Annotated in this window: 23 protein-coding genes; 14 read left to right on the plus strand and 9 right to left on the minus strand. The window is 64.5% G+C overall.

Annotated elements, in window-relative coordinates; translation table 11 throughout:
• Positions 1-7 precede the first annotated feature (7 nt).
• The 9 genes from ASE26_RS13750 to ASE26_RS13790 all read left to right on the plus strand — a co-directional run bounded on the left by ASE26_RS13750 (position 8) and on the right by ASE26_RS13790 (position 8,513).
• Positions 8-793 carry a sulfite exporter TauE/SafE family protein gene (locus ASE26_RS13750; protein ID WP_055939268.1) on the plus strand — a complete coding sequence of 262 codons (786 nt, stop codon included), beginning with the start codon at positions 8-10 and terminating at the stop codon, positions 791-793.
• Positions 790-3,237 (plus strand): heavy metal translocating P-type ATPase, encoded by a 2,448-nt coding sequence (locus tag ASE26_RS13755; RefSeq protein ID WP_055939273.1) that lies wholly within the window; start codon positions 790-792, stop codon positions 3,235-3,237. Before ASE26_RS13750 ends, ASE26_RS13755 begins: the two co-directional genes overlap by 4 nt.
• Before the next feature lie 4 nt (positions 3,238-3,241).
• Positions 3,242-3,388, plus strand: coding sequence for a cbb3-type cytochrome oxidase assembly protein CcoS (gene ccoS / locus ASE26_RS13760; protein ID WP_055939276.1), 147 nt, complete (start codon positions 3,242-3,244; stop codon positions 3,386-3,388).
• Positions 3,389-3,466: 78 nt separating this feature from the next.
• Positions 3,467-4,891, plus strand: a complete 1,425-nt coding sequence (ccoN, locus tag ASE26_RS13765) for a cytochrome-c oxidase, cbb3-type subunit I (protein WP_055939278.1) — start codon at positions 3,467-3,469, stop codon at positions 4,889-4,891.
• A 21-nt stretch (positions 4,892-4,912) separates the two neighbouring features.
• Positions 4,913-5,527 (plus strand): cytochrome-c oxidase, cbb3-type subunit II, encoded by a 615-nt coding sequence (gene ccoO, locus ASE26_RS13770; protein WP_057246411.1) that lies wholly within the window; start codon positions 4,913-4,915, stop codon positions 5,525-5,527.
• 1 nt (position 5,528) lies between these two features.
• Positions 5,529-5,675, plus strand: a complete 147-nt coding sequence (locus ASE26_RS13775; RefSeq protein WP_055939281.1) for a cytochrome C oxidase Cbb3 — start codon at positions 5,529-5,531, stop codon at positions 5,673-5,675.
• Positions 5,668-6,600, plus strand: a complete 933-nt coding sequence (gene ccoP / locus ASE26_RS13780; protein ID WP_057246412.1) for a cytochrome-c oxidase, cbb3-type subunit III — start codon at positions 5,668-5,670, stop codon at positions 6,598-6,600. The genes ASE26_RS13775 and ccoP overlap by 8 nt, the downstream gene beginning before the upstream one ends.
• Before the next feature lie 7 nt (positions 6,601-6,607).
• Positions 6,608-7,975 (plus strand): cytochrome c oxidase accessory protein CcoG, encoded by a 1,368-nt coding sequence (gene ccoG, locus ASE26_RS13785; protein ID WP_055939287.1) that lies wholly within the window; start codon positions 6,608-6,610, stop codon positions 7,973-7,975.
• 10 nt (positions 7,976-7,985) lie between these two features.
• Positions 7,986-8,513 carry a FixH family protein gene (locus ASE26_RS13790; RefSeq protein ID WP_055939290.1) on the plus strand — a complete coding sequence of 176 codons (528 nt, stop codon included), beginning with the start codon at positions 7,986-7,988 and terminating at the stop codon, positions 8,511-8,513.
• Here the strand turns inward: ASE26_RS13790 and ASE26_RS13795 are convergent.
• Both ASE26_RS13795 and ASE26_RS13800 read right to left on the minus strand, forming a co-directional pair.
• On the minus strand, positions 8,510-9,028 hold the full coding sequence (locus ASE26_RS13795; RefSeq protein WP_055939293.1) for an RNA polymerase sigma factor: 519 nt from the start codon (positions 9,026-9,028) through the stop codon (positions 8,510-8,512). The genes ASE26_RS13790 and ASE26_RS13795 overlap by 4 nt on opposite strands.
• Positions 9,029-9,238 (minus strand): DUF2892 domain-containing protein, encoded by a 210-nt coding sequence (locus ASE26_RS13800; protein WP_055939297.1) that lies wholly within the window; start codon positions 9,236-9,238, stop codon positions 9,029-9,031.
• Positions 9,239-9,363: 125 nt separating this feature from the next.
• Here ASE26_RS13800 and ASE26_RS13805 point away from each other — a divergent pair, with 125 nt between their 5' ends.
• Positions 9,364-12,480: a response regulator gene (locus tag ASE26_RS13805; RefSeq protein WP_057246413.1), complete on the plus strand. Its 3,117-nt coding sequence runs from the start codon at positions 9,364-9,366 to the stop codon at positions 12,478-12,480.
• On the opposite strand, the gene ASE26_RS13810 is transcribed toward ASE26_RS13805, so the two are convergent.
• Positions 12,477-12,947: a hypothetical protein gene (locus ASE26_RS13810; RefSeq protein ID WP_057246414.1), complete on the minus strand. Its 471-nt coding sequence runs from the start codon at positions 12,945-12,947 to the stop codon at positions 12,477-12,479. The genes ASE26_RS13805 and ASE26_RS13810 overlap by 4 nt on opposite strands.
• Positions 12,948-12,995: 48 nt before the next feature.
• Between ASE26_RS13810 and ASE26_RS13815 the strand changes: the two genes are divergently transcribed.
• Positions 12,996-14,315, plus strand: coding sequence for an SDR family oxidoreductase (locus ASE26_RS13815; RefSeq protein WP_057246415.1), 1,320 nt, complete (start codon positions 12,996-12,998; stop codon positions 14,313-14,315).
• Positions 14,303-14,773, plus strand: a complete 471-nt coding sequence (locus ASE26_RS13820) for a DUF2269 domain-containing protein (RefSeq protein WP_057246416.1) — start codon at positions 14,303-14,305, stop codon at positions 14,771-14,773. The genes ASE26_RS13815 and ASE26_RS13820 overlap by 13 nt, the downstream gene beginning before the upstream one ends.
• Here the strand turns inward: ASE26_RS13820 and ASE26_RS13825 are convergent.
• Entirely contained in the window at positions 14,740-15,345 is a 606-nt protein-coding gene (locus ASE26_RS13825) for a YdeI family protein (RefSeq protein ID WP_057246417.1), read from the minus strand. The two genes, ASE26_RS13820 and ASE26_RS13825, sit on opposite strands and share 34 nt — an antisense overlap.
• Positions 15,342-16,220, minus strand: a complete 879-nt coding sequence (locus ASE26_RS13830) for a LysR family transcriptional regulator (protein WP_055939314.1) — start codon at positions 16,218-16,220, stop codon at positions 15,342-15,344. The genes ASE26_RS13825 and ASE26_RS13830 overlap by 4 nt, the downstream gene beginning before the upstream one ends.
• A gap of 79 nt (positions 16,221-16,299) precedes the next feature.
• On the opposite strand from ASE26_RS13830, the gene ASE26_RS13835 reads away from it, so the two are divergent.
• Entirely contained in the window at positions 16,300-17,172 is an 873-nt protein-coding gene (locus ASE26_RS13835) for a DMT family transporter (RefSeq protein WP_055939317.1), read from the plus strand.
• On the opposite strand, the gene ASE26_RS13840 is transcribed toward ASE26_RS13835, so the two are convergent.
• A complete protein-coding gene (locus ASE26_RS13840) occupies positions 17,173-17,790 on the minus strand; it encodes a nitroreductase family protein (RefSeq protein WP_055939321.1) in 618 nt (205 codons plus the stop codon). It abuts the gene before it with no gap.
• The gene (locus ASE26_RS13845) at positions 17,790-18,653 is read right to left on the minus strand and encodes an EamA family transporter (RefSeq protein WP_055939324.1); all 864 of its coding nucleotides are present in this window, start codon (positions 18,651-18,653) and stop codon (positions 17,790-17,792) included. The genes ASE26_RS13840 and ASE26_RS13845 overlap by 1 nt, the downstream gene beginning before the upstream one ends.
• 147 nt (positions 18,654-18,800) lie before the next feature.
• Between ASE26_RS13845 and ASE26_RS13850 the strand changes: the two genes are divergently transcribed.
• Positions 18,801-19,256, plus strand: coding sequence for a MarR family winged helix-turn-helix transcriptional regulator (locus tag ASE26_RS13850; protein ID WP_082507646.1), 456 nt, complete (start codon positions 18,801-18,803; stop codon positions 19,254-19,256).
• On the opposite strand, the gene ASE26_RS13855 is transcribed toward ASE26_RS13850, so the two are convergent.
• Positions 19,240-19,665, minus strand: coding sequence for a nuclear transport factor 2 family protein (locus tag ASE26_RS13855; protein WP_055939330.1), 426 nt, complete (start codon positions 19,663-19,665; stop codon positions 19,240-19,242). The genes ASE26_RS13850 and ASE26_RS13855 overlap by 17 nt on opposite strands.
• Positions 19,666-19,676: 11 nt before the next feature.
• Positions 19,677-21,698: an NADPH-dependent 2,4-dienoyl-CoA reductase gene (locus ASE26_RS13860; RefSeq protein ID WP_055939333.1), complete on the minus strand. Its 2,022-nt coding sequence runs from the start codon at positions 21,696-21,698 to the stop codon at positions 19,677-19,679.
• Between the last annotated feature and the right edge of the window lie 119 nt (positions 21,699-21,817).

Consider the following 21,817-nt stretch of genomic DNA (forward strand, 5'->3'; position numbering starts at 1 on the left):
GGAGGCGATGAACCTGCTGCCCATCCTGATTGCCGGCCTGGCCGGCAGTGTGCATTGCGCCGGCATGTGCGGCGGCATCGTCGGCGCCTTCAGCGCCGGCGGGCCGTCCGCCACGCCGGTGCGGGCCCGCGTGATTACGATCGCGCAGGTGGATACGGGCGGGGCCGCCGCCATGACATGGGCCGGCGCCAACGCCGGCGAGATCGTTCACGTGCTGGCCTATAACACCGGCCGCATCGGCAGCTATATGCTGGCCGGGGCGATTGCCGGTGGCATCGCCGGCAGCGTTGCCAGGCTGCTGCAAATGGCATCGGTGCAGTTGGCCGCTTACTGGGTCGCCAACCTGATGCTGGTTGCAATGGGCCTGTACCTGATGGATGCCTGGCGCGGCCTGGCCCGCGTGGAAGCCGCCGGCGGCATCCTGTGGCGCCGGGTGCAGCCGCTGATCAAACCGCTGGTGCCGATGGACACGCCTTTGAAGGCGCTGGCCCTCGGCGGCGTATGGGGCTGGGTGCCTTGCGGCATGGTGTACAGCATGCTGCTGACTGCCATGCTCTCCGGCTCCGCGCTTGATGGCGCGCTGGTGATGGGCGCCTTCGGCCTGGGCACGCTGCCGATGCTGCTGGCCATGGGCATGGCAGGCGCCAAGCTGCGCCAGTACCTGCAGCAGCGCGGCGTGCGAGCGGCCTGCGGCCTGCTGGTGCTGGGCTTTGGCGTGCTGGGGCTGGCCCGCGCGGCGAGCGGCGGCCAGCATGCGTGGTTCGACGTACTTTGCCTGACGGTGCAGCCATGATGATGACGGAGATCGCAGCCTGCTTCCATTGCGGCCAACCGGTGGCGGCAAGCGCCGGCTGGTCCGTGAACATCGAAGGCGTCGAGCGCGCCATGTGCTGCCCCGGCTGCGCGGCTGTCGCGCAAACCATTGTCGATATTGGCCAGGCCAGCTATTACCGCGAGCGCAACGGCTTCGCCGCGCCGGGCGACGCAGGCGCCGTCGCCGCGCTGGTGCCGGCCGCGCTCGCACTGCCGGAGGACGACCCGAACATCATCAGCGATGGCGACGCCCGCGAAACCACCCTGCTGGTGGAAGGTATTCGCTGTGCCGCCTGCGTGTGGCTGATCGAGCACCGCCTGCACCAGGTCGACGGCGTGCAGCAGGCCAACCTGAACGTCGCCACCGAAAAACTGTTCATCCGCTGGCACAAGGACAAAACCACCGCCGCCGCAGTGCTGGAAGCGGTGCGCAGCATCGGCTACAACGCCTGGCCCTACGACACCACGCGCCACGACGCGCAGCTGCAGAAAGCCAGCCGTACGCTGGGCCGCCAGCTTTTCGTGGCCGGCCTGTCGATGATGCAGGTGATGATGTATGTGGCGCCCGAATACATGGCCGGCGACGACGGCACCCTGGACCCCGGCATGGCAAGCCTGATGCGCTGGGCCAGCCTGCTCCTGACGCTGCCTGCCATCGCCTACTCCGCCCAGCCGTTCCTGAAGGGCGCCTGGTCCAGCCTGAAAGCCCGCGTGCCGGGCATGGACGTGCCGGTTGCGCTGGGCATCATGGCGGCCTTCATCGGCAGCGCCGTGTCGACTTTCCGCGGTTACGGCGAGGTGTATTACGACTCGCTCACCATGTTCATTTTCCTGCTGCTGGCCAGCCGCTACCTGGAAATGGCGGCGCGCCGCAAGGCAGCCAGCGCCCTGTCGCGCCTGCGCCATGGCGTGCCCGAGATGGCGCAGCGCCTGGCCGCGTGGCCCGACCTGCGCGATGCCGCCACCGTGCCCGCCAGCACACTGGCCGCCGGCGACCATATCGTCGTCAAAGGCGGCGAGGCGGTGGCGGCCGATTGCGTCGTGGTGGAAGGCAGCACGGCCGTGGACCTGTCGCTGCTGACCGGCGAGAGCGCCCCGCAGCGCAAGGTTGTCGGCGATGCCATTCCCGGCGGCGCTGTCAATGCAGGCAGCCCGGTCGTGCTGCGCGTCGAGAAGCCGGCCCGCGAAAGCACGCTGGCCGGTTTGCTCAAGCTGATCGAACGCGCCGGCAGCGCCAAACCGCAGATCGCACAGTGGGCGGACCGGACTGGATCCTGGTTCGTCGCTGCGCTGCTGCTGTTTGCGGCGGCCAGCTTTGGGTTCTGGACCTGGCATGACGCCGCGCGCGCGTGGCCGGTGGCGATTGCGGTGCTGGTGGTGTCCTGCCCTTGCGCCTTGTCGCTGGCAACTCCGTCGGCGCTGGCGGCGGCGACCGACCGCCTGCTTGGCAAAGGCGCGCTGGTCGTGCAGCCGCATGTGCTTGAGACCCTGCATCGCGCCACCCATATCGTATTCGACAAGACCGGCACCCTGACTGAAGGCCGGCCGGCCGTGCAAAGCGTCGATGCGATCGACGGCGCGCGGATCATCGGCATCCTGCGCGTGGCGGCAGGACTTGAAGCCGGCAGCGCGCACCCGATTGCGCGGGCCATCGCCGCCGCCGCCGACGCCCATGGCGCCGGAGCGGCAGGCGCCACCGGCTTGCAGGAACTGGCCGGGCAGGGCATGGAAGGCATGGTGAACGGCGTCCGCTACCGCCTCGGCACCGCGGCTTATGTCGCCGGTATCGCTGGCAGCCCGCTAGCGCCATCGGTCCAGGCTGCGGCCGGCGCCGCACCGATGACGACGGTCTGGCTGGGCATGCACGGCCGCTGGCTTGGGCGCTTCCTGATCTCGGATGCGCTGCGGCCCGATGCGCTGCGCACGGTGGAATTCTTCCAGCGCCTCGGCAAGGAAGTGGTGCTGCTGAGCGGCGACCAGCAGGCGCTGGCTGACAGCGTGGCAGGACAGCTCGGCATCCGGGAAGCAATCGGCGACTGCCTGCCCGACGAAAAACTGGCCTATGTGCAGGCGCTGCAAGCGCACGGCGGCGTAGTGGCGATGGTCGGCGACGGCATCAACGACGCCGCGGTGTTGAGCGCCGCCGATGTTTCCTTTGCTATGGGCAGCGGTGCAATCCTGGCGCAAGTGCACGCCGACTGCGTGCTGCTCGACGCCCGCCTGCCGCTGCTGGCCGATACCGCCCGCAGCGCAGGCAAAACCATGCGCGTGATCCGCCAGAACCTGGCCTGGGCCACGCTGTACAACATTGTTGCCATTCCGGCAGCAGCCTTCGGCGTATTGAACCCGTGGCTGTCCGGCGTTGGCATGGCGGCCAGTTCCGCCATCGTCGTCCTGAATGCGCTTCGGCTGCGCAGGAGTTAATAAAATGGAATCGCTATACCTTCTTATCCCCCTCAGCGTCGGCCTGGTTTTCGGCGCGCTGTGGCTGTTTTTCAAGGCCTCGGACGACGGCCAATTCGACGATCTTGTAGGTCCGGCAATCCGAGTTTTGCAGGACAACGACCGGATTTGATCCACGTCATGTTTTTTTGAAGTGCTCCTCGGTAACCTTTGACATATCTCATCAAAGTGTCTGCCTGGAGAATTCAAAGTGGATCAATCACTGGACTACAACTACAAGGTCGTGAAGCAATTCGCGATCGCCACCATACTGTGGGGCGTTGTGGGCATGCTGGTCGGCGTCATCATCGCCGCCCAACTTGCCTGGCCCGCCCTCAACCTGGACATTCCCTGGCTGACCTACGGCCGCCTGCGTCCCCTGCACACCAACGCAGTGATTTTCGCCTTCGGCATCAGCGGCCTGTTCGCCACTTCGTATTACGTGGTCCAGCGCACCTGCCAGGTGCGCCTGTTCTCCGACAAGCTGGCTGCCTTCACCTTCTGGGGCTGGCAAGCCGTGATCCTGGCCGCCGTGGTCACCCTGCCAATGGGCTACACCCGCGGCAAGGAATACGCGGAACTGGAATGGCCGATCTCGATCCTGATCGCCCTGGTGTGGATCGCCTACGCCACCGTGTTCTTCGGCACCCTCATCAAGCGCAAGGTCAAGCACATCTACGTCGCCAACTGGTTCTTCGGCGGCTACATCCTGGCGGTGACCATCCTGCACGTTGTGAACGGCATGAGCATGCCGGCTTCCCTGTTCAAGTCCTACTCCATGTACACCGGGGTACAGGACGCGATGATCCAGTGGTGGTACGGCCACAATGCGGTGGGCTTCATCCTGACCGCCGGCTACCTGGGCATGGTCTATTACTTCATCCCGAAACAGGCCGAGCGTCCTGTGTACTCCTACAAGCTGTCGATCGTGCACTTCTGGGCGCTGATCTTCACCTATATGTGGGCCGGTCCGCACCACCTGCACTACACCGCGCTGCCTGACTGGGCGCAATCGCTGGGCATGGTGTTCTCCCTGATCCTGCTGGCGCCAAGCTGGGGCGGCATGATCAACGGCATGATGACCCTCTCGGGTGCATGGCACAAGCTGCGCACCGACCCGATCCTGAAGCTGATGATCGTGTCCCTGTCCTTCTACGGCATGGCCACCTTCGAAGGCCCGATGATGTCGATCAAGACCGTCAACGCGCTGTCGCACTACACCGACTGGGGCATCGCCCACGTACACGGCGGCGCGCTGGGCTGGGTGGGCTTCATCACCATGGGTTCGATCTACTACCTGATTCCGCGCATGGCCGGCCAGACGAAGATGTACAGCACCAAGCTGATCGACCTGCACTTCTGGGTCGCGACCATCGGCATCGTCCTGTATATCGCCGCGATGTGGATCGCCGGTGTGATGCAAGGCCTGATGTGGCGCGCAGTGAATGCCGACGGCACCCTGACCTACACCTTCGTGGAAAGCGTGAAAGCGAGCTACCCGTATTACGTGGTGCGCTTCCTCGGCGGCCTGCTGTACCTAACCGGCATGTGCGTCATGGCCTACAACACCTGGATGACCCTGAAGGGCCGCGAAACCACCCGTGCACGCATCCCTGAACTGGGCCTCGCGGCGTAACGGAGCATATCGGAGCAAATGATGAAATTTTCCCATGAATGGATTGAGAAGAACCCCTGGCTGCTGATCGCGCTGGTCACTTTGGTGGTGTCGGTAGGCGGCGCGGTGGAGATCATTCCGTTGTTCTTCCAGAAGTCGACCACGGAGCCGGTCGCGGGACTGAAGCCTTACTCCGCATTGCGCCTGACGGGTCGCGATATTTATGTGCGTGAAGGCTGCTATACCTGCCACTCGCAGATGATCCGGCCGTTCCGCGCCGAGACCGAGCGTTACGGCCACTACTCGGTGGCGGGCGAGTTTGTGTATGACCGCCCGTTCCAGTGGGGTTCCAAGCGCACCGGTCCCGACCTGGCGCGCGTTGGCGGCCGCTACAGCGACGAATGGCACCGCACCCACCTGAACAACCCGCGCGACGTGGTGCCGGAATCGAATATGCCCAACTATCCGTGGCTGGCCCAGAACAAGCTGAAGCCGGAAGACGTGGTGCCGAAGATGCGCGCGCTGAAGCGCATGGGCGACCCGTACACGGAAGAAGAAATCGCCGCCGCACCGGCCGAACTGGCCAACAAGACGGAACAGGATGCACTGGTGGCCTACCTGCAAGGCCTGGGCACCCTGATCAAGACGAGGAACTGAAATGGAAAACTTTTTTGGCAATGCGAGCAATGTGATGACGGTGATATCGTTCCTCACCTTCCTCGGCATCGTGTGGTGGGCCCAGCGCGGCAACTGGGAAGAAGCAGCCCAACTGCCTTTCGCAGACGAGGAGAAGGATCATGGCTGATTTCACCAGCGAATTCTGGAACCTGTACGTCGTCGTCCTGACCGTCATCGGCATCGTCGGCTGCGGCGTGCTGCTGTGGTCCCAGTCATCCGTCAAAGGTTCGGCCCTGAAGTCGGTGGACGGCAAAGTCGGCACCACCGGCCATATCTGGGACGAAGACCTGACCGAACTCAATACCCCGATGCCGCGCTGGTGGATGTGGCTGTTCTACCTGACCATCGCCTTCGCTATCGGCTACCTGTGGCTGTATCCAGGCCTGGGCAACTATAAAGGCTCGCTGGGCTGGACTTCCGCCAAAGAGCACAAGGAAGAACTGGCCAAGGCCGAGAAGGACTACGGTCCGCTGTTCGACAAATACAAGGGCCAGGACCTGAAAGCCGTTGCGGCAGACCCGCAGGCGCACGCCATCGGCGAACGCCTGTTCCTGACCTACTGCGCCCAGTGCCATGGTTCCGATGCACGCGGCAACAAAGGCTTCCCGAACCTGGCCGACAAGGACTGGCTGCATGGCGGCGATCCCGACACCATCAAGCTGACCATCATGAAGGGCCGCCACGGCGTGATGCCGCCGATGGGCGCCGCTGTGGGCTCGGAAAAGGATATCGAGAACGTTGCGCAGTACGTCCTGAACCTGTCGGACAGCACCAGCGACCCGATCAAATCGGTCATGGGCAAGTCGAAGTTCAGCGCCTGCATGGCCTGTCACGGCGCCGGCGGCAAAGGCAACCCGATGCTGGGCGCGCCTAACCTGAGCGACAAGACCTGGCTGTACGGCGGCAGCGCCGAAACCATCATGGAAACCATCCGCAAGGGCCGCAACAACACCATGCCTGCTTTCGAGGACTTCCTCGGCGAAAGCAAAGTGCACGTGCTGGCCGCCTACGTATGGGGCCTGTCCAACCCACCTGTCCAAGCCATGAAGTAGACGCATCATGAACGCCCCCGCACCACAAGTCATCAAGATGTACGCCAAGCGCGAGGATATTTTCCCGCGCGAGGTGAAAGGCCGTTACACGAACCTGCGCTGGATCTGCCTGATCCTGACGCAGCTGGTCTTCTACGGAGCGCCCTGGCTGCAGTGGAATGGCCGCCAGGCCATCCTGTTCGACCTGATGACGCGCAAGTTTTACATCTTCGGCCTGGTCCTGTGGCCGCAGGACTTCATCTACCTGGCGGCCATGCTGATCGCCTGTGCCTGGGGGCTGTTCCTGGTGACGGCGGTCGCTGGCCGCGTGTGGTGCGGCTTCTCTTGCCCGCAAACGGTCTACACGGAGATGTTCCTGTGGATCGAGCGCAAATTCGAAGGTGCGCGCAGCGCGCAGATGCGCCTGGCAAAAGAGCCGATGTCGTTCAACAAGGCCTGGCGCAAGGGCGGCAAGCATATCGCGTGGGCGCTGCTGGCCCTGTGGACCGGCTTCACCTTCGTCGGCTACTTCTCGCCGATCGGCACCCTGGCGTTCGAGGCGCTGACGTTCAACTTCGGTCCGTGGGAATGGTTCTGGGTCGGCTTCTACAGCCTTGCCACTTACGGCAATGCCGGCTGGCTGCGCGAGCAGGTGTGCAAGTACATGTGCCCCTACGCTCGTTTCCAGAGCGCGATGTTCGACCGCGATACCCTGATCATCACCTACGATGAAAAGCGCGGCGAACCACGCGGCCCCAAATCGGACGGCTCCTGCATCGACTGCTCGCTGTGCGTGCAGGTTTGCCCGACCGGCATCGACATCCGCAAAGGCCTGCAGTACGAATGCATAGGCTGCGCCGCCTGCATCGACGCCTGCGACATCGTGATGGACAAGATCGAGCAGCCGCGCGGCCTGATCCGCTACAGCACCGACCGCGCGATGGCGCAAGGCCTGAGCGCGAAAGAAATCCGCAAGCGCGTGACGCGCCCGCGCGTGCTGCTGTATACCGGCGGCCTGCTGCTGTTCATCGTCGCCGTGTTCACCACGCTGGCCCTGCGCACGCCGCTGAAGATGGATGTGATCCGCGACCGCGGCTCGATGGGCCGCGAAGTGGAGAACGGCATGATCGAGAACGTGTACCGCCTGCAGATCATGAACACCACCGAGCAAGGCCATACCTACCGCATCCGCGCCAGCGGCATCGATACGCTGCAGGTTGCCGTGCCGGACACCGTCGAGGTGGGTCCGACCGAAACACGCGCTGTACCGATCCGCCTGCGCGCCGATCACGGCAAGGGCGAGACCGGTTCCAACAAGATTGCGATTGAACTGACGGCGCTGGACGATCCATCGCTGGCGGTCAAGGAAAAAGCGGTATTCATCGTGCCGCGCTAAGGAGATTGAATTGAATGCTACCGTCGCCCACCCCGACGCCGCCCCTTGGTACACCCATCGCTGGCCGTGGCTGTTGATGCTCGGCCCCGCTGTCGTGGCAGTGGCGGGCATCGCCACCAGCTACGTCGCTTTCACCAGCCAGGATGCGCTGGTGGTGGGCGATTACTACAAGCAAGGCAAGGCGATCAACCAGGACTTGCGCCGCGACCGCGCGGCCGCAGCCCTCGGCCTGTCGATCGCGCTGCGCTACGACGTCGCCGAAGGCCTGCTGCACGGCCACGTCGGCAGCGCCGGCCCCCTTGCGGACGAGACGCTGTCCGTGCGCCTGCAGCACGCCACCCAGCCGAACCGCGATATGGTGCTGATGGCGCGGCCCGACGCCGAAGGCAACTTCAGCGTCGCCCTGCCAATGCTGGAACGCTCGCGCTGGCAGGTGCTGGTTGAAGGCAAGCAGCGCGACTGGCGCCTGGAAGGTGCATGGCAATGGCCGAACGAACGCGAAATAGCGATCCGCGCGGACGCCGGCACGGCGCGCTAACCGACCAGGTACTCGCGTGCCAGCGTGCGCGCCCGATGCAGGCGGCTCTTGGTGGCCGCCGTCGTCAAGCCCAATTCCTGTGCAATTTCCGCAATGCTCAACTCCTCGAAGTCGCGCAACAGCACAATCTGCAGGTAGTCGCGCGGCAGCGATTCCAGCGCCTGCACCAATTCCATGCGCAGGCCCGCATCATCCCGCGATGCCAGCCACTGTTCCGCGCGCTCCTCGTCATAGGGATCGTAATTGAAGGCGCGCCGGCCCAGCCGGCGGCACTCGCGCTGCACCACCTTGAACAGCCAGCCGGAAAATGCCGCCAGTACTTTCAACGACGACAGCCGGCGCGACATCACCAGCAGCGCTTCCTGCACTGCATCATCCACATCGCTGACCAGGCAATTGCGCCTGGCATAGCGGCGGATATCCGGCTGGCAGACCGCCAGCAGTTTGGCCAGCGCCTGTGGATCGCCGCCATGGGCGGCCAGCAGCACCGGCTGGTGCTGTTCAAGAAGTGCCATTTACCGCTTCGCCTTATCCAGTTTGCGGCCCACCATGGCGCAGGCCGGGCAGAAGCCAAAGAGCCCTGACAGCACGATGCCCGCCGCCGACAGCGCCACTGCCGTGCCCCACAAGCCGCCCAGGGCCGGCACGCTCCACGCCACCACCGCCAGTCCGGCAATCACACGCAAAGCGCGTTCCCAAGTTGGTACATTTTTAACATAGAACATTTTGCACTCCTTTTCGCCATTGGAGGGAAATTCCTCACCTGCCAAGAGGAGCCGATCCGGGATTTGGATTCGCGGTTACAAAAATAAATTACACTAGCCAGCAGCCCCCTCGACAAAGGACGTCAATGAAGCCTCTCGGGATCAATGTGAAGGTCGCTCTTGCCACCAGCATCACGTCCATCGTGATGATCGCCGTGGTGACCGTCTTGCAGGCGCAACGCCTGCGCGAGGACTTCACAAAGGTGCTGTTTGCGCAGCAGGACGCCCTGATCACCCGCACGGCCGAGGACCTGGACGACAAGCTGACCACCCTGCTGGACGTGATCGCCCAGTCGGCACGCAAGCAGCCGCGCAGCCTGATGAACGACCCCGCCGCCTTGCGCAGCTGGTACGAGGAGCGCGCCATGCTGTCGATGTTCGACGACATCATCGTGATCGATGGCGCAGGTAATGTGGTGGCCGACGTGCCGCACATCACGGGCCGGGAAAAGATTTCCGTAGCCGATCGCGAGTACTTCAAAAAAGTGCTCGAGACCCGCAAGCCGCTGATTGCGGACCCGGTCAAGAGCCGCGTCAGCGGCCAGCCCATTGTGCAGATGCTGGCGCCCATCCTGGACGACCGCGGCAAGGTGGTCGGCGTGCTGGCCGGCGTGCTGCGGCTGTATAAGGACAATATGCTGGGCCACCTGCGCACCGCCAAAGTGGGCAAGACCGGCTACTACTTCGCGGTGACGCTGGGCGAGCCGTCGATCTATGTGGTGCATCCCGACGCCAAACGCATCCTGCAGCCGCGCGCCGCGAATTCCAATCCTGCGACCACGCGCGCCATGAGGGAGGGCGTCGAAGGCACGGTCCTCAGTACCAGCGCCGCCGGCGTGCCGGGCGTGAGCAGCTACCGGCGGTTGAAGTCCGCCGATTGGCTGCTGGCCTCCATCTTGCCGGTGCATGAAGCGTTCGAGCCTTTCGAAGGCGTGCAGCTTCACCTGCTGGCCTGGGGCCTGGCGGCGTCGGTGATTTCCGCCCTGCTGATCGGCTGGATTACGCTCTACCTGCTGGCGCCCGTGGCCAGGCTGCGGAATGCGATCCAGGATTTGCGCGCGGCGCCCGGCGATTTCAGGCCAATCCCGGTCACCCGCAAGGATGAAATCGGGGAGCTGACGGACGCCTTCAATAGCCTGATGCAGGAACGCCAGGCGGCCGAAACCCATTCGCAAACCCTGATGGCGGAGGCCGCCCTGCGCGCGGCGGAACTGGAGCAGGAGCGCGACCGCGCCGAAGCGGCCAACCGCGCCAAGAGCGACTTTGTGGCCAATATGAGCCATGAGATCCGTACGCCGATGAATGCGGTGCTGGGCATGGTGTATTTGCTGGGCAATACCTCGCTCAGTGCGCAGCAGCGCAAGTACCTGACCATGATCCGCACCTCCGGCCAGTCCCTGCTGGGTATCCTGAACGACGTGCTGGACTTTTCCAAGATCGAAGCGCGCCGCATGGAGCTGGCGCCGATCGACTTCGACCTGGACGAGGCGATGGCCACCCTGGCCACCACCATGACCATGAATGCCGGCGACAAGGAGCTGGAACTGGCGATCGTGGTGGCGCCCGACGTGCCAACCCTGCTGCATGGCGATGCGCTGCGGCTGCAGCAGATCCTGACCAACCTGGCCAGCAATGCGATCAAATTCACGGAGCAGGGCGAAGTGGTGGTCTCGGTGAAGGCTGCGGTGCGGGTGGCCGACCGCGTGCTGCTGTGGTTTGAAGTGCGCGATACCGGCATCGGCATGACGGAGCAGCAGACCACGCAATTGTTCAATGCCTTCTCGCAGGGCGACGAAAGCATCACGCGCCGCTTTGGCGGCACCGGCCTGGGCCTCGCCATTACGCGCAAACTGGTGGAACTGATGGGCGGGCAGATGCAGCTGCAGACCGTTCCGGGCGATGGCAGCACCTTCTCTTTCGAGCTGTGGTTCGGCGTACTGCCGGAACGCACCGAGGCACGGCGCCTGCCTTCCATCGGCCCGCTGAACGTACTGGTGGCGGACGACAACAGCACCAGCCGCAGCATGATCGCCCAACTGCTGCGCGCCTGGGGCTGGGACGCCGATGAAGTGGATTCGGGCGAAGCGGCGCTGCAGTGCTTCGGCGAACAGCTCGACGGGCCGCACCCCTACGACGTGGTGCTGACCGACTGGCATATGCCGGGCTCGGACGGCTATGCCTCGGCGCGTGAAATCCGGCGCGCTGCGGAAGGCCGTCGCCAGCCCATCGTGGTCACCATCAATGCCTTCGCACGCGCCCAGATCGACGACATCGCCGGCACGCCGGAAGCGGACGTGGTGCTGGTCAAGCCAATCACCGCATCCAGCCTGTTCGATGCCATGCACCAGGCGCTGGCGGCCACCAGCGGCGGCGAAGATGCTTCGGCATCCGCTTGCGCGCTGGGCAACCGCTTGCGCGGCGTGCATTTCCTGCTGGTGGAGGACAACCTGCTGAACCAGGCGGTGGCGCGCGGCATCCTGGAACTGGCCGGGGCCACGCTCGACGTGGTGGGCGACGGCCAGCAGGCTGTGGATATCCTGCGGACCAGCGCCAGCCGCTACGACATCGTGCTGATGGATATGCAGATGCCGGTGCTGGATGGATTCAGCGCCACGCGCATGATCCGCGATGAATTGAAGCTGGACATGCCCGTGATCGCGATGACCGCAGGCGTGCTGGCATCCGAGCGCCATCGCTGCACCGAAGCGGGCATCACCGACTTTATCGCCAAGCCGGTGGTGATCGAAGAGATGATGGCGGTGATCGAGCGCAACCTGCGCCGCTCGTCAACGCGGGTCCAGGCCGCAAACGATGCTTCCACGGCGGAGGTCGGGCAGGGTTCGTCAGAACAGGTGTTCAGCATGGACAGCCTGATGCGCGTGATGGGCAAGGACCAGAAGGGCCGCGCTGTCATGTTCAGGATGGTGCGGGGCGCGCTGGAAGGCGGCCTGCAGCCGATGGACGACGCCGATGCCGCCGTGCGCGACGGGCGGCCGGGCGAAGCAGCGCGCATCCTGCATGGCTTGCGTGGCGCGGTCGGCGTACTGGGGGCAAAGCGGCTGGTGAAGGCAACGCTGGATGCGGAGTCGGCGATCAGGGTCGGCAATCCCGACAACTTGCCCGGCATGCTGGCTGCCGTGCGCTACGAACTGGAGCAAGTACTGGCGCACGGGCGCCGCTGGCTGGAGCAGGAAGACCGCTAGCATTCCTGCCGGTTCAGGTAGGCGCCGGCGGCCAGGCCCACCCCGAAAGCTGCATACACCATCAATAGCGAAGGCCTGGACAATCGTTCCTCAAAACCGGGGCGAAAGCGGTGCGGCGTAAGCTGGTAATCCGTAAAGCAGGCGACGGCGGTGGCGGCCGCCGCCACTGTGGCCGTGGTCGCAGCTTCCTTCTTGTCGAGCGTCTTGCGGCAGGACTTTTCGAACAACGCAGCCCAGAACATCGATGCGCCATGGTGGATCAGGTAGCCGACCAGCGTGTGCTTCAGTGAAGGATGGTCAGCACGTGTGGCCTTGTCGCCCCAGAGCCAGTGGCTGACTGCATTCACGCCCGCAAACATGCTGCCCGTTTCGCGCTTGCCGCAAGCGGCCAGCACCAGCGTCGAGGTGAGGCTGGCTAGCGCGCCGGGCAATACGCTTTGTTTGAGCGCTCTGCTCCAAGTGTCCATGGCGATTCTCCCTTTTCGTGTAATGTCCGGAGACGGGAGGAGGGGCCGATGCGGGTGCTGCTGACCGGCGCTACAGGGTTTATCGGGTCGCATGTTGCGGCGGCGTTGCTGGCGCGCGGTCATGAGGTTATTGCTGCCGGGCGGCATCCCAGCCGCGATCCTCGCATGGGCTTTGTTCCTGCCGACTTTGCCCACGATACTGAAAAAGCTGCCTGGGTGGCGCGCCTCAAGGGCGTGGATATTGTAGTGAATGCCGCGGGGATATTTCGCTCTCATGGCGATACGTCGTTTGCGGCTGTGCATGATGCGGCGCCGCGTGCCTTGTTTGCCGCTTGCGCAGGCGCGGGCGTGCATTATGTGGTGCAGGTGTCGGCGCTGGGTGCCGATGCCGGCGCGCGAACCGCTTTTCATGCGAGCAAGAAGGCGGCGGATGATGCATTGGCGGCCTCGCCGCTCGCGGGTTGCATTGTCCAGCCGTCGCTGGTCTATGGGGCGAACGGCGCCAGTGCGCGCATGTTTCGCATGCTGGCGGCTATGCCTGTCGGGGTGCAGTTAGGCAGCGCACAGCAAATGGTGCAGCCGGTGCACATCGATGACGTCACGGCAGCAATTGTCACACTCGTCGAGCAGGGCGCGATGGCCCACCGTGGCGCGCGCGGCGGCATGGGTAATGAAGTGCGGCGGCTTGCATTGGTGGGACCGGACGCGATGCCGTTTGTAGCCTATCTGCGCGCGCTGCGGATAGCGATGGGACTGGGAGCGTGGCGGCTACCGGTGCTGCGGCTGCCGGACTGGCTGGCGCGCGGGTTGGCGCAGGTGGGCGAAGTGCTGCCGGGGAGTCCGCTGGACCGCGATGCGCTGGATATGCTGGCACGCGGCAACACCGCAGACGCCGCACCGCTGGCCGCTCTGCTTGGCCGCCAACCGCGTGCGGTGCGCGACTTTATCGTGCAGCCCGAGGCGACGCGCCACCAGGCGCAACTCGACTGGCTTCTGCCTTTGCTGCGCCTGAGTATCGCCGCAGTATGGATCTGGACCGCCATCGTATCTGCGGGCCTGTACCCCGTCGCCGACAGCCACACGCTATTGATCCGCACCGGCGTGCCACCCATGCTTGCGCCGCTGATGCTATACGGCGCATCTGCACTCGACCTGGCCTTCGGCGCAGCAACGCTGGCATGGCCACGCCGCAACCGTCGCTGGTTGTGGCTGGCGCAAATCGCCCTGATCGCCTTCTACAGCATCGTCATCGCCTGGCGCCTGCCCGAATTCCTGCTCCACCCCTACGGTCCAATCAGCAAGAACCTCCCCATGCTGGCCGCGCTGTGGATGCTCTACGAACTGGAGAAACCCTCATGGAATACCTGATCGTAAAATGGCTGCACATCCTCTCCTCGACACTGCTGTTCGGCACCGGCATCGGCTCCGCGTGGTACCTGCTGTTCGCGGTCATCAGCGGGAACGTGCAGGCAATCGCAGTCGTCACGCGCATCCTCGTCATTGCCGACTGGCTGTTCACCGGCGTCACAATGATCGCCCAGCCTGCGACCGGCTTCTACCTGATCCACCTCGCTGGCTTTCCCATGCAGACGCCTTGGATCAAATGGTCCATCGTGCTGTTTGTGATTGCCTTGCTTTGCTGGCTGCCCGTAGTCTGGCTGCAGATGAAGATGCGCGACGTTGCCGCTGAGGCGATGCGGCAGGCGTCGGCGCTGCCAGTCCGGTTCTGGAGCTACTTCCGCGCCTGGATCGCGCTCGGGATTCCGGCTTTCTTCGCCTTCATCGCAGTGTTCTATTTGATGGTGGTAAAACCGGCCTGGGGATGAATCACCTCACCACGTTCCAGCATGGCGACGAATTCGCCGATCCGCTTCGCGCGCGTCTCCGCCCGCTTGGCCTGGTGCGTGCGAAACAGGATCGCGTAGCGGTTTTGCGAACTGAGGGCGGCGAATTTCGCAGCGGCCTTGGCGCTGGCATCCAGCGCTGCCTGCAAGTCGGCCGGCACCTGGGCCGCGCTCCACGAGTCGTATGCGGCCTCCCAGCGGCCATCCTGCTTCGCGCGTTCAACCTCCGCCAGCCCGGCAGGCTGCATCAGTCCCTTCCCGGCCAGCGCGGACACTTTGTCCCGGTTGATCTTGGACCAGATGCTGCGCTTGGCGCGCGGCGTGAACTTTTGCAGCCAGTAATGCTCGTCGATGCTCTTCTTCTGCCCATCGATCCAGCCGAAACACAGCGCCGCATCCAGCGCCTCCGGATACTGCACCGAGGACTCCGGCGCGCCCTTCTTGGCAATCTTCATCCACACCCCGGGCGAGGCGGCATGCTGCTTCTGCAGCCAGGTCCACCATGCCTTGCCGGTGGCGAACAAGCGCTGTTCCAGTTCCGGTTTGACGCTCATAGCTTGACCTTTCGTGCGACTTCGACAAATGCCTTGGCGGCTGGCGACGCCTGCGCCAGGTTACGCAAGGCCAGCCCGACACGGCGCCGCACTGGCGGTGAAAACGGCCGGACTGCGATATTCGGGTGGCTGGAGGCGAGATTGACCGGCAGCGCCAGCTCCGCCATGCCGGAGACGCCATCGCCGCGCCCCACCATGCCCAGCACGGTCAGCACCTGCGACATGCGGTAGCGCACCTGCGGGCACAGGCCCTGCGCGGCAAACAGCGGCTCGATCAAGGTCGAGCAGCCCGCATCGGGCATGATAAAGGGCTCGTGCGCCAGGTCGTGCGCACTGACGGACTTCTTGGCGGCCAGTTGATGGCCGGCCGGCAGCAACGCCACCATCTGGTCTTCCACCAGGTCCACCGTGTCGAAGCGGTCGTCGGGCTGCTGGATAAAGCCGATATCGACGCGGCGGTCGAGGATCCATTGCAGGGTGTCGTCGTCGGTGCCCTCGTCGATGCGCACCTCGATGCCCGGGTAGCGCTTCTGGAAAACGTCGAGGATGGCGGGGATCAGCTTGAGCGAGGAGGTGGGGCCGAAGGAGCCGATGCGCAGCAAGCCCTTGTTCAAGCCGCTGGCCGCCGCCACTTCCTGCCGCATCGATTCCGCCAGTCCGAGGATTTCGCGGGCGCGCACCAGCAGGCGCTTGCCCAGCTCCGTCACGTCGGCCGTGGCGCCCTGGCGCTCGATCAATTGCACGCCCAACTCCTGCTCCAGCGACTTGATGGCATGTGAAACGGCGGACTGGCTTACCCCCAGGCGCATGGCTGCGGCGGTAAAGCCGCGCAATTCAGCCACCAGGGCAAAGATCTCCAACTGTGTGAACGTCATGAGCTTTTCCTCATTTTTCTATGAGCAAGGATTAGCATTAATGTATAACCTCCTTCACTGACACGCAAGGCCCACTGCCATGATCTACCTGAAACTGATCGCCTGCACCCTGATCTGGGGCGGCACCTTCATCGCCGGCCATATTGTCTCGAATGCACTGCCGCCACTGGTGGCAGCCTCCATCCGTTTCTCGATTGCGGCGGCGCTGCTGCTGGTGCTGGCCTGGAAGCGCGAAGGCGGCCTGCCGAAACTGTCGCTGCAACAATTGGGCGCCACGGCGGCGCTGGGTTTGACCGGCATTTTCCTGTACAACTTCTTCTTCTTTTCCGCGCTGGGCAAGATGGAAGCCAGCCGCTCGGCACTGTTCATCGCGATGAACCCGATCGTGACGGCGCTGGCCGCGGCTGCTGTGCTGCGCGAACGCCTGAACTGGCAAAAATGGGCGGGGATCGGGATTGCCTTCGTCGGCGTCACCGTGCTGATTACCCGCGGCGAGCCAATGGCCGCCCTGCATGACATCAGCCAGTCGATCGGCGCCGGTGAATTGATGATGCTGGGCGCCGCCTCGTGCTGGGCCGCCTACACCCTGGTCGGCCGCGCCGCACTGAAAGGCCTGTCGCCGATTGCCGCCACCACTTACGCCTCGCTGTGGGGCCTGGGCTTCCTGCTGATCACCGCCTCGCGCGAACTGCCGGACGTGGCCTGGGCTTCGCTGGGCTGGCAAGTATGGGTATCCGTTACCTACCTGGGCGCCTTCGGCACCGTGGTGGCCTTCGTGTGGTGGTATGAGGGCGTGAAAGCGCTTGGCCCGGCACGCACGGCGGTGTTCAACAACCTGGTGCCGGTATTCGGCGTGTCGCTCGCCGCACTGATGCTGGGCGAGCAGGTGATGGCTTCGATGATCGCCGGCGGCCTGCTGGTGGCCACCGGCGTGACGATCACGAACCGGTAATCAGGCGTAGCGCAGCACGTCGTCCAGCGGACGGCGTGGCTTTTGCGGCCAGTTGCCCTGGGCGGCGTGGCCGACTGCGACCAGCATTACCGGTACTTCGTCCGCGCCCAACCCGAAGGCGGCATGCACGGCTTGCGCATCGAAGCCGGTCATGGCGCAGCTTGCAAGGCCCATGCCCTCGGCAGCCAGGATCATGGTCATCCCGGCCAGGGAAGCGGAGCGCAAGGCTTCGTCGCGCTGGGCGCGCTCGTCGCCATTCATCGAACCCTGCGCCATGCGGGTCCAGCTATCCACGACGGGCTGGATAAGTATGCCCTTATCCACAGCAGGTTTCAGCGCCGCAGCTACCTGGTCGTGCGCTTTCAGGGTGCCGCTGATAATGAAGGTCACCGGCGCATCCACAACTTTCTGCTGGCCGAAGGACAAGTCGCGCAATTTCTCACGCGCCTCTTGCGAGCGCACTGCGACGAACTGCCAGTTCTGGACGTTGTAGGCGGAAGGCGCCAGCGTTGCCAAGCGCGCCAGTTCCGCTACCTGTTCATCGCCGACCGGCTGCGACGGGTCGAAATAGTTGGCCGAAACGCGGGATTCGATCAGGTCCTTGATTGCCTTGTTCATTATTTTGCCTCCTGCAGTTTGAGTTGAAGTGCCAGTACGCTGCCCAGCACCACGGCCAGACCAAGCATTGCGGTGCCGCCCAGCTTTTGGCCAAGCAGGGCCCAGCCCAGGATCACGGCGGTGGCGGGGCTCAGCAAGCCGAGCGAGGACACGGCGACCGGCGACAGGCGGCTCAGGCCGCGGAACCACAGCAGGTAGGCCACCAGGGCACCCACGAAAGTCAGGTAGGTGTAGCCAAGGATTTCACTGGTGGCCAGCGAGGCAGGCAGCGGCGGGTCGGCCAGCAGCGCCAGCGGCGCCAACATCAGGCCACCGAGCAGCAATTGCCAGCCGGCCAGTTCGACCACCGGCAGGCCGGTTTTCCAGCGGCGCGCCAGCCAGGTGCCGACGGCCATGCTCAAGGCACCGGCCAGGGCTGCCCCGACGCCCAGCGCATCCCAGCGGGCCGTGGGTGACAGCAGCAGCGCGGCCATGCCGGCCACGCCGACCGCCGCAGCGCCGAGTGCCGCCCATTGCGGACGACGTCCTTCCCAGCCCCAGGCCAGGCCCATGATCACGATCGGCTGGATGGCGCCCAGCACGGCTGCCAGGCCGCCCGGCAGGCGGTAAGCGGCGACAAACAGCAGGGCCTGGAACGCGCCAATATTCAGCGCGGCCAACACCGCGACACGCCACCAGAGATGGCGAGCCAGCATGCGGCCGGCGAACAGCACCAGGAGCAGGCCGGCCGGCAGGGCGCGCACGGCAGCGGCGGTGAAGGGGCGCCCGGCGGGCAGGATTTCAGTGGCGACGATATAGGTCGATCCCCAGATGACGGGGGCCAGCGCGGTGATCGCGGTATCGGCCAGGGGGAATTTTTTCATGGCGGTAAAATTATCTTGAAGTCGAGATAAATCGAAGTATAGCAAATTATCTTGATATCGAGATAAATTGTTATAATCGTCCCGATAGCTAACCTGGAGACGGCTGTGGATAAAGTGGACTTAATCCTGGAGCAATGGGCACGCGAGATGCCCGCCCTGGACGTAGGACCGATGGGCGTGATCGGCCGCCTGAACCGCTGCGCGGCACTGATGCGGCGCCGGCTCGACGCGACTTTCGAGCAATTTGGACTCAGTAACTGGGAATTCGATGTGCTGGCGACCCTGCGCCGCGCGGGCACCCCTCACCAGCTGGCGCCGACTACCCTGTTTTCCCAGCTGATGGTGACTTCCGGGACGATGACCCACCGCCTGCAAAGGCTGGAGGCCCAGGGCTGGGTGACGCGCGCCCCGAATCCGGCCGATGCGCGCAGCATGCTGGTCCAGCTCAGCCCCGCTGGGCTGGCGCTGATCGAACGCGCCGTGGTGGCGCACGTGGAAAATGAAAAGAACATCATCGCCCCGCTAGGGGCGGAAGGCGCAGCCGAACTGGATGCCCAGCTGCGCAAGCTGCTGGCGATGCTGGAGGCTAGGCAGGAACCTTGAAGGCGCCTACCTGGGCGCCGATGCGCGCGCCCATGGCCTCGCCCAGCGCCTGCAGGCCGCTCAGCGGGCGCACCATCACTTCAAAGTCGACGATCTTGCCCGCCTCATTGAAGCGGATGAAGTCGATGCCCTTGAGCTGCTTGTCGCCCACATTGGCGCTGAATTCCAGCACCACGCTCAGGCCATCGTCGGCCGCCAACTGGCGGTGATAGGCGAAGTTCTCGAACACCTGGTAAGCGGTGTTCAGTACCAGCACCACCGCCTGCCGGCTGGCGTAAGGCTTGTTCGCAATCGGCGAGCGGAACACCGCATCCGCATCGACGATGGAGGGCAGGGTCGACAAATTACCGCCGGCGATCATGTCGTGCCAGCGTTCGAGCGATTCCGCAACGGCCGGTTGCAGCTGCATGGGCTTACTCCTTAAATGGCGGCAGCCAGTCGGGTGCCTTGGTTGATAGCGCGTTTCGCATCCAGTTCGGCAGCCACGTCGGCGCCGCCGATCAGGTGTACTTTGCAGCCAGCGTCGAGCAGGCCTTGCTGCAGTTCGCGCAGCGGCTCCTGGCCGGCGCAAACAATCACATTATCCACCGGCAGCACGTGCTGCTGGCCTTCCACGGTCACATGCAGGCCGGCGTCGTCGATGCGGTCGTAGCTGACGCCCGACTGCATGTTCACGCGCTTGGCTTTCAGGCCGGTGCGGTGGATCCAGCCGGTGGTCTTGCCCAGGCCATCGCCAACCTTGCTGGTCTTACGCTGCAGCAGGTGGACCTGGCGCGGCGATGCTTCCACTTCGGGTGCGCGCAAGCCGCCGCGGTCCTTGTAGCCGTTGTCGATGCCCCATTCGGCGTAGAACTTTTCCGGCACCAGGCTGGCGCTCTTGCCTTCGTGGGTCAGGTATTCGGAGACGTCGAAGCCGATGCCGCCGGCGCCGATCACGGCCACGTTTTTGCCGACAGGGGCGCCGTCGCGCAGCACCTGCAGGTAGCCCAGGGCTTTCGGATGGTCGATGCCGTCAATGGCCGGGGTGCGCGGAATGACGCCGGTGGCCAGCACCACGTCGTCGAAGCCGCCTGCAGCCAGGCCGGCCGCGTCGACGCGGGTATTCAGGTGCAGCTTGACGCCGGTCAGCTCAATCTGGCGGCCGAAGTAGCGCAGGGTTTCGTTGAATTCTTCCTTACCCGGCACCTTTTTCGCCACATTGAACTGGCCGCCGATTTCGCTGCCGGCGTCGAACAGGGTCACCTCATGGCCGCGCGAGGCTGCGGTGGTGGCGAAGCTCAGGCCCGCTGGACCGGCGCCGACTACGGCGATGCGCCTGGTTTGCTGCGCAGGGGCGATCACCAGTTCGGTCTCATGGCAGGCGCGCGGGTTCACCAGGCAGGAAGTAATCTTGCCCGAGAAGGTGTGGTCCAGGCAGGCCTGGTTGCAGCCGATGCAGGTATTGATTTCGTCGCCGCGGTCTTCGCGCGCTTTTTGCATGAAGAAGGCGTCGGCCAGGAAGGGGCGCGCCATAGAGACCATATTCGCCGCGCCATCGGCCAGGATGCCCTCGGCCACTTCAGGCGTATTGATACGGTTGGTCGCCACCAGCGGGATGCCGACCTTGCCCATCAGATTCCTGGTAACCCAGGCGAAACCGGCACGCGGCACCTTGGTGGCGATGGTCGGGATGCGCGCCTCGTGCCAGCCGATGCCGGTGTTGAGGATGGTGGCGCCAGCCTGTTCGACGGCCTGTGCCAGTTGCACCACTTCCTCCAGCGAGGAGCCGCCTTCCACCAGGTCCAGCATGGACAGACGGTAGATGATGATGAAGTCATTGCCTACGCGCTCGCGCACGCGGCGTACGATTTCGACCGGGAAGCGCATGCGGTTCTCGTAGCTGCCGCCCCATTCGTCGCTACGCTGGTTGGTGCGGGCGGCGATGAATTCGTTGATCAGGTAACCCTCGGAGCCCATGATTTCCACGCCGTCGTAGCCCGCTTCGCGCGCCAGCACGGCGCACTGGGCGTAGTCCTCGATGGTGGCCGCCACCTCTTCGGTGCTCAACTCGTGCGGGGTGAACTGGTTGATCGGCGCCTTGATCGCGCTCGGGCCCACCAGTTTCGGGTGATAGGCGTAGCGGCCAAAGTGCAGGATCTGCATGGCGATCTTGCCGCCTTCCGCATGCACGGCGGCAGTCACCTTGCGGTGCTGCGCCACTTCTTCGGTGGTGGTCAGCTTGGCGCCGGCCTTCCAGGGACGACCCGCCTCGTTCGGGGCGATGCCGCCGGTGACGATCAGGCCCACTTCGCCGCGCGCACGCTCGGCGTAGAAGGCGGCCATGCGTTCAAAGCCGTCGACTTCTTCTTCCAGGCCGACGTGCATGGAACCCATGATCACGCGGTTTTTCAGGGTGGTGAAGCCCAGGTCGAGCGGGGCGAGCAGGTGTGGGTAGCGGTTCATTGGCGTCCTCATTATGCAACTAGTTGCACAAATATAGCCCGGTTGGCTCGTCTCTGCAACTAGTTGCAGAGACGGTGTGGCTTGTCCGCCTCGCGCTGCTCAGGCAAGATGGTGGCATC

Source organism: Duganella sp. Root198D2, assembly GCF_001428585.1.
In the GTDB taxonomy this organism is placed as follows: domain Bacteria; phylum Pseudomonadota; class Gammaproteobacteria; order Burkholderiales; family Burkholderiaceae_D; genus Rugamonas.

What these genes read in the sequence shown, in the direction of transcription:
- ASE26_RS13840 (WP_055939321.1), bottom strand. Translation starts at nt 17,790, where the DNA reads ATGAACAAGGCAATCAAGGACCTGATCGAATCCCGCGTTTCGGCCAAC.
- ccoP (WP_057246412.1), top strand. Translation starts at nt 5,668, where the DNA reads ATGGCTGATTTCACCAGCGAATTCTGGAACCTGTACGTCGTCGTCCTG.
- ASE26_RS13860 (WP_055939333.1), bottom strand. Translation starts at nt 21,698, where the DNA reads ATGAACCGCTACCCACACCTGCTCGCCCCGCTCGACCTGGGCTTCACC.
- ASE26_RS13825 (WP_057246417.1), bottom strand. Translation starts at nt 15,345, where the DNA reads ATGAGCGTCAAACCGGAACTGGAACAGCGCTTGTTCGCCACCGGCAAG.
- ASE26_RS13850 (WP_082507646.1), top strand. Translation starts at nt 18,801, where the DNA reads ATGCCCGCCCTGGACGTAGGACCGATGGGCGTGATCGGCCGCCTGAAC.
- ASE26_RS13800 (WP_055939297.1), bottom strand. Translation starts at nt 9,238, where the DNA reads ATGTTCTATGTTAAAAATGTACCAACTTGGGAACGCGCTTTGCGTGTG.
- ASE26_RS13755 (WP_055939273.1), top strand. Translation starts at nt 790, where the DNA reads ATGATGATGACGGAGATCGCAGCCTGCTTCCATTGCGGCCAACCGGTG.
- ccoG (WP_055939287.1), top strand. Translation starts at nt 6,608, where the DNA reads ATGAACGCCCCCGCACCACAAGTCATCAAGATGTACGCCAAGCGCGAG.
- ASE26_RS13845 (WP_055939324.1), bottom strand. Translation starts at nt 18,653, where the DNA reads ATGAAAAAATTCCCCCTGGCCGATACCGCGATCACCGCGCTGGCCCCC.
- ASE26_RS13830 (WP_055939314.1), bottom strand. Translation starts at nt 16,220, where the DNA reads ATGACGTTCACACAGTTGGAGATCTTTGCCCTGGTGGCTGAATTGCGC.
- ASE26_RS13835 (WP_055939317.1), top strand. Translation starts at nt 16,300, where the DNA reads ATGATCTACCTGAAACTGATCGCCTGCACCCTGATCTGGGGCGGCACC.
- ASE26_RS13855 (WP_055939330.1), bottom strand. Translation starts at nt 19,665, where the DNA reads ATGCAGCTGCAACCGGCCGTTGCGGAATCGCTCGAACGCTGGCACGAC.
- ccoS (WP_055939276.1), top strand. Translation starts at nt 3,242, where the DNA reads ATGGAATCGCTATACCTTCTTATCCCCCTCAGCGTCGGCCTGGTTTTC.
- ASE26_RS13820 (WP_057246416.1), top strand. Translation starts at nt 14,303, where the DNA reads ATGGAATACCTGATCGTAAAATGGCTGCACATCCTCTCCTCGACACTG.
- ASE26_RS13815 (WP_057246415.1), top strand. Translation starts at nt 12,996, where the DNA reads ATGCGGGTGCTGCTGACCGGCGCTACAGGGTTTATCGGGTCGCATGTT.
- ASE26_RS13750 (WP_055939268.1), top strand. Translation starts at nt 8, where the DNA reads ATGAACCTGCTGCCCATCCTGATTGCCGGCCTGGCCGGCAGTGTGCAT.
- ASE26_RS13805 (WP_057246413.1), top strand. Translation starts at nt 9,364, where the DNA reads ATGAAGCCTCTCGGGATCAATGTGAAGGTCGCTCTTGCCACCAGCATC.
- ASE26_RS13795 (WP_055939293.1), bottom strand. Translation starts at nt 9,028, where the DNA reads ATGGCACTTCTTGAACAGCACCAGCCGGTGCTGCTGGCCGCCCATGGC.
- ccoO (WP_057246411.1), top strand. Translation starts at nt 4,913, where the DNA reads ATGAAATTTTCCCATGAATGGATTGAGAAGAACCCCTGGCTGCTGATC.
- ASE26_RS13775 (WP_055939281.1), top strand. Translation starts at nt 5,529, where the DNA reads ATGGAAAACTTTTTTGGCAATGCGAGCAATGTGATGACGGTGATATCG.
- ASE26_RS13810 (WP_057246414.1), bottom strand. Translation starts at nt 12,947, where the DNA reads ATGGACACTTGGAGCAGAGCGCTCAAACAAAGCGTATTGCCCGGCGCG.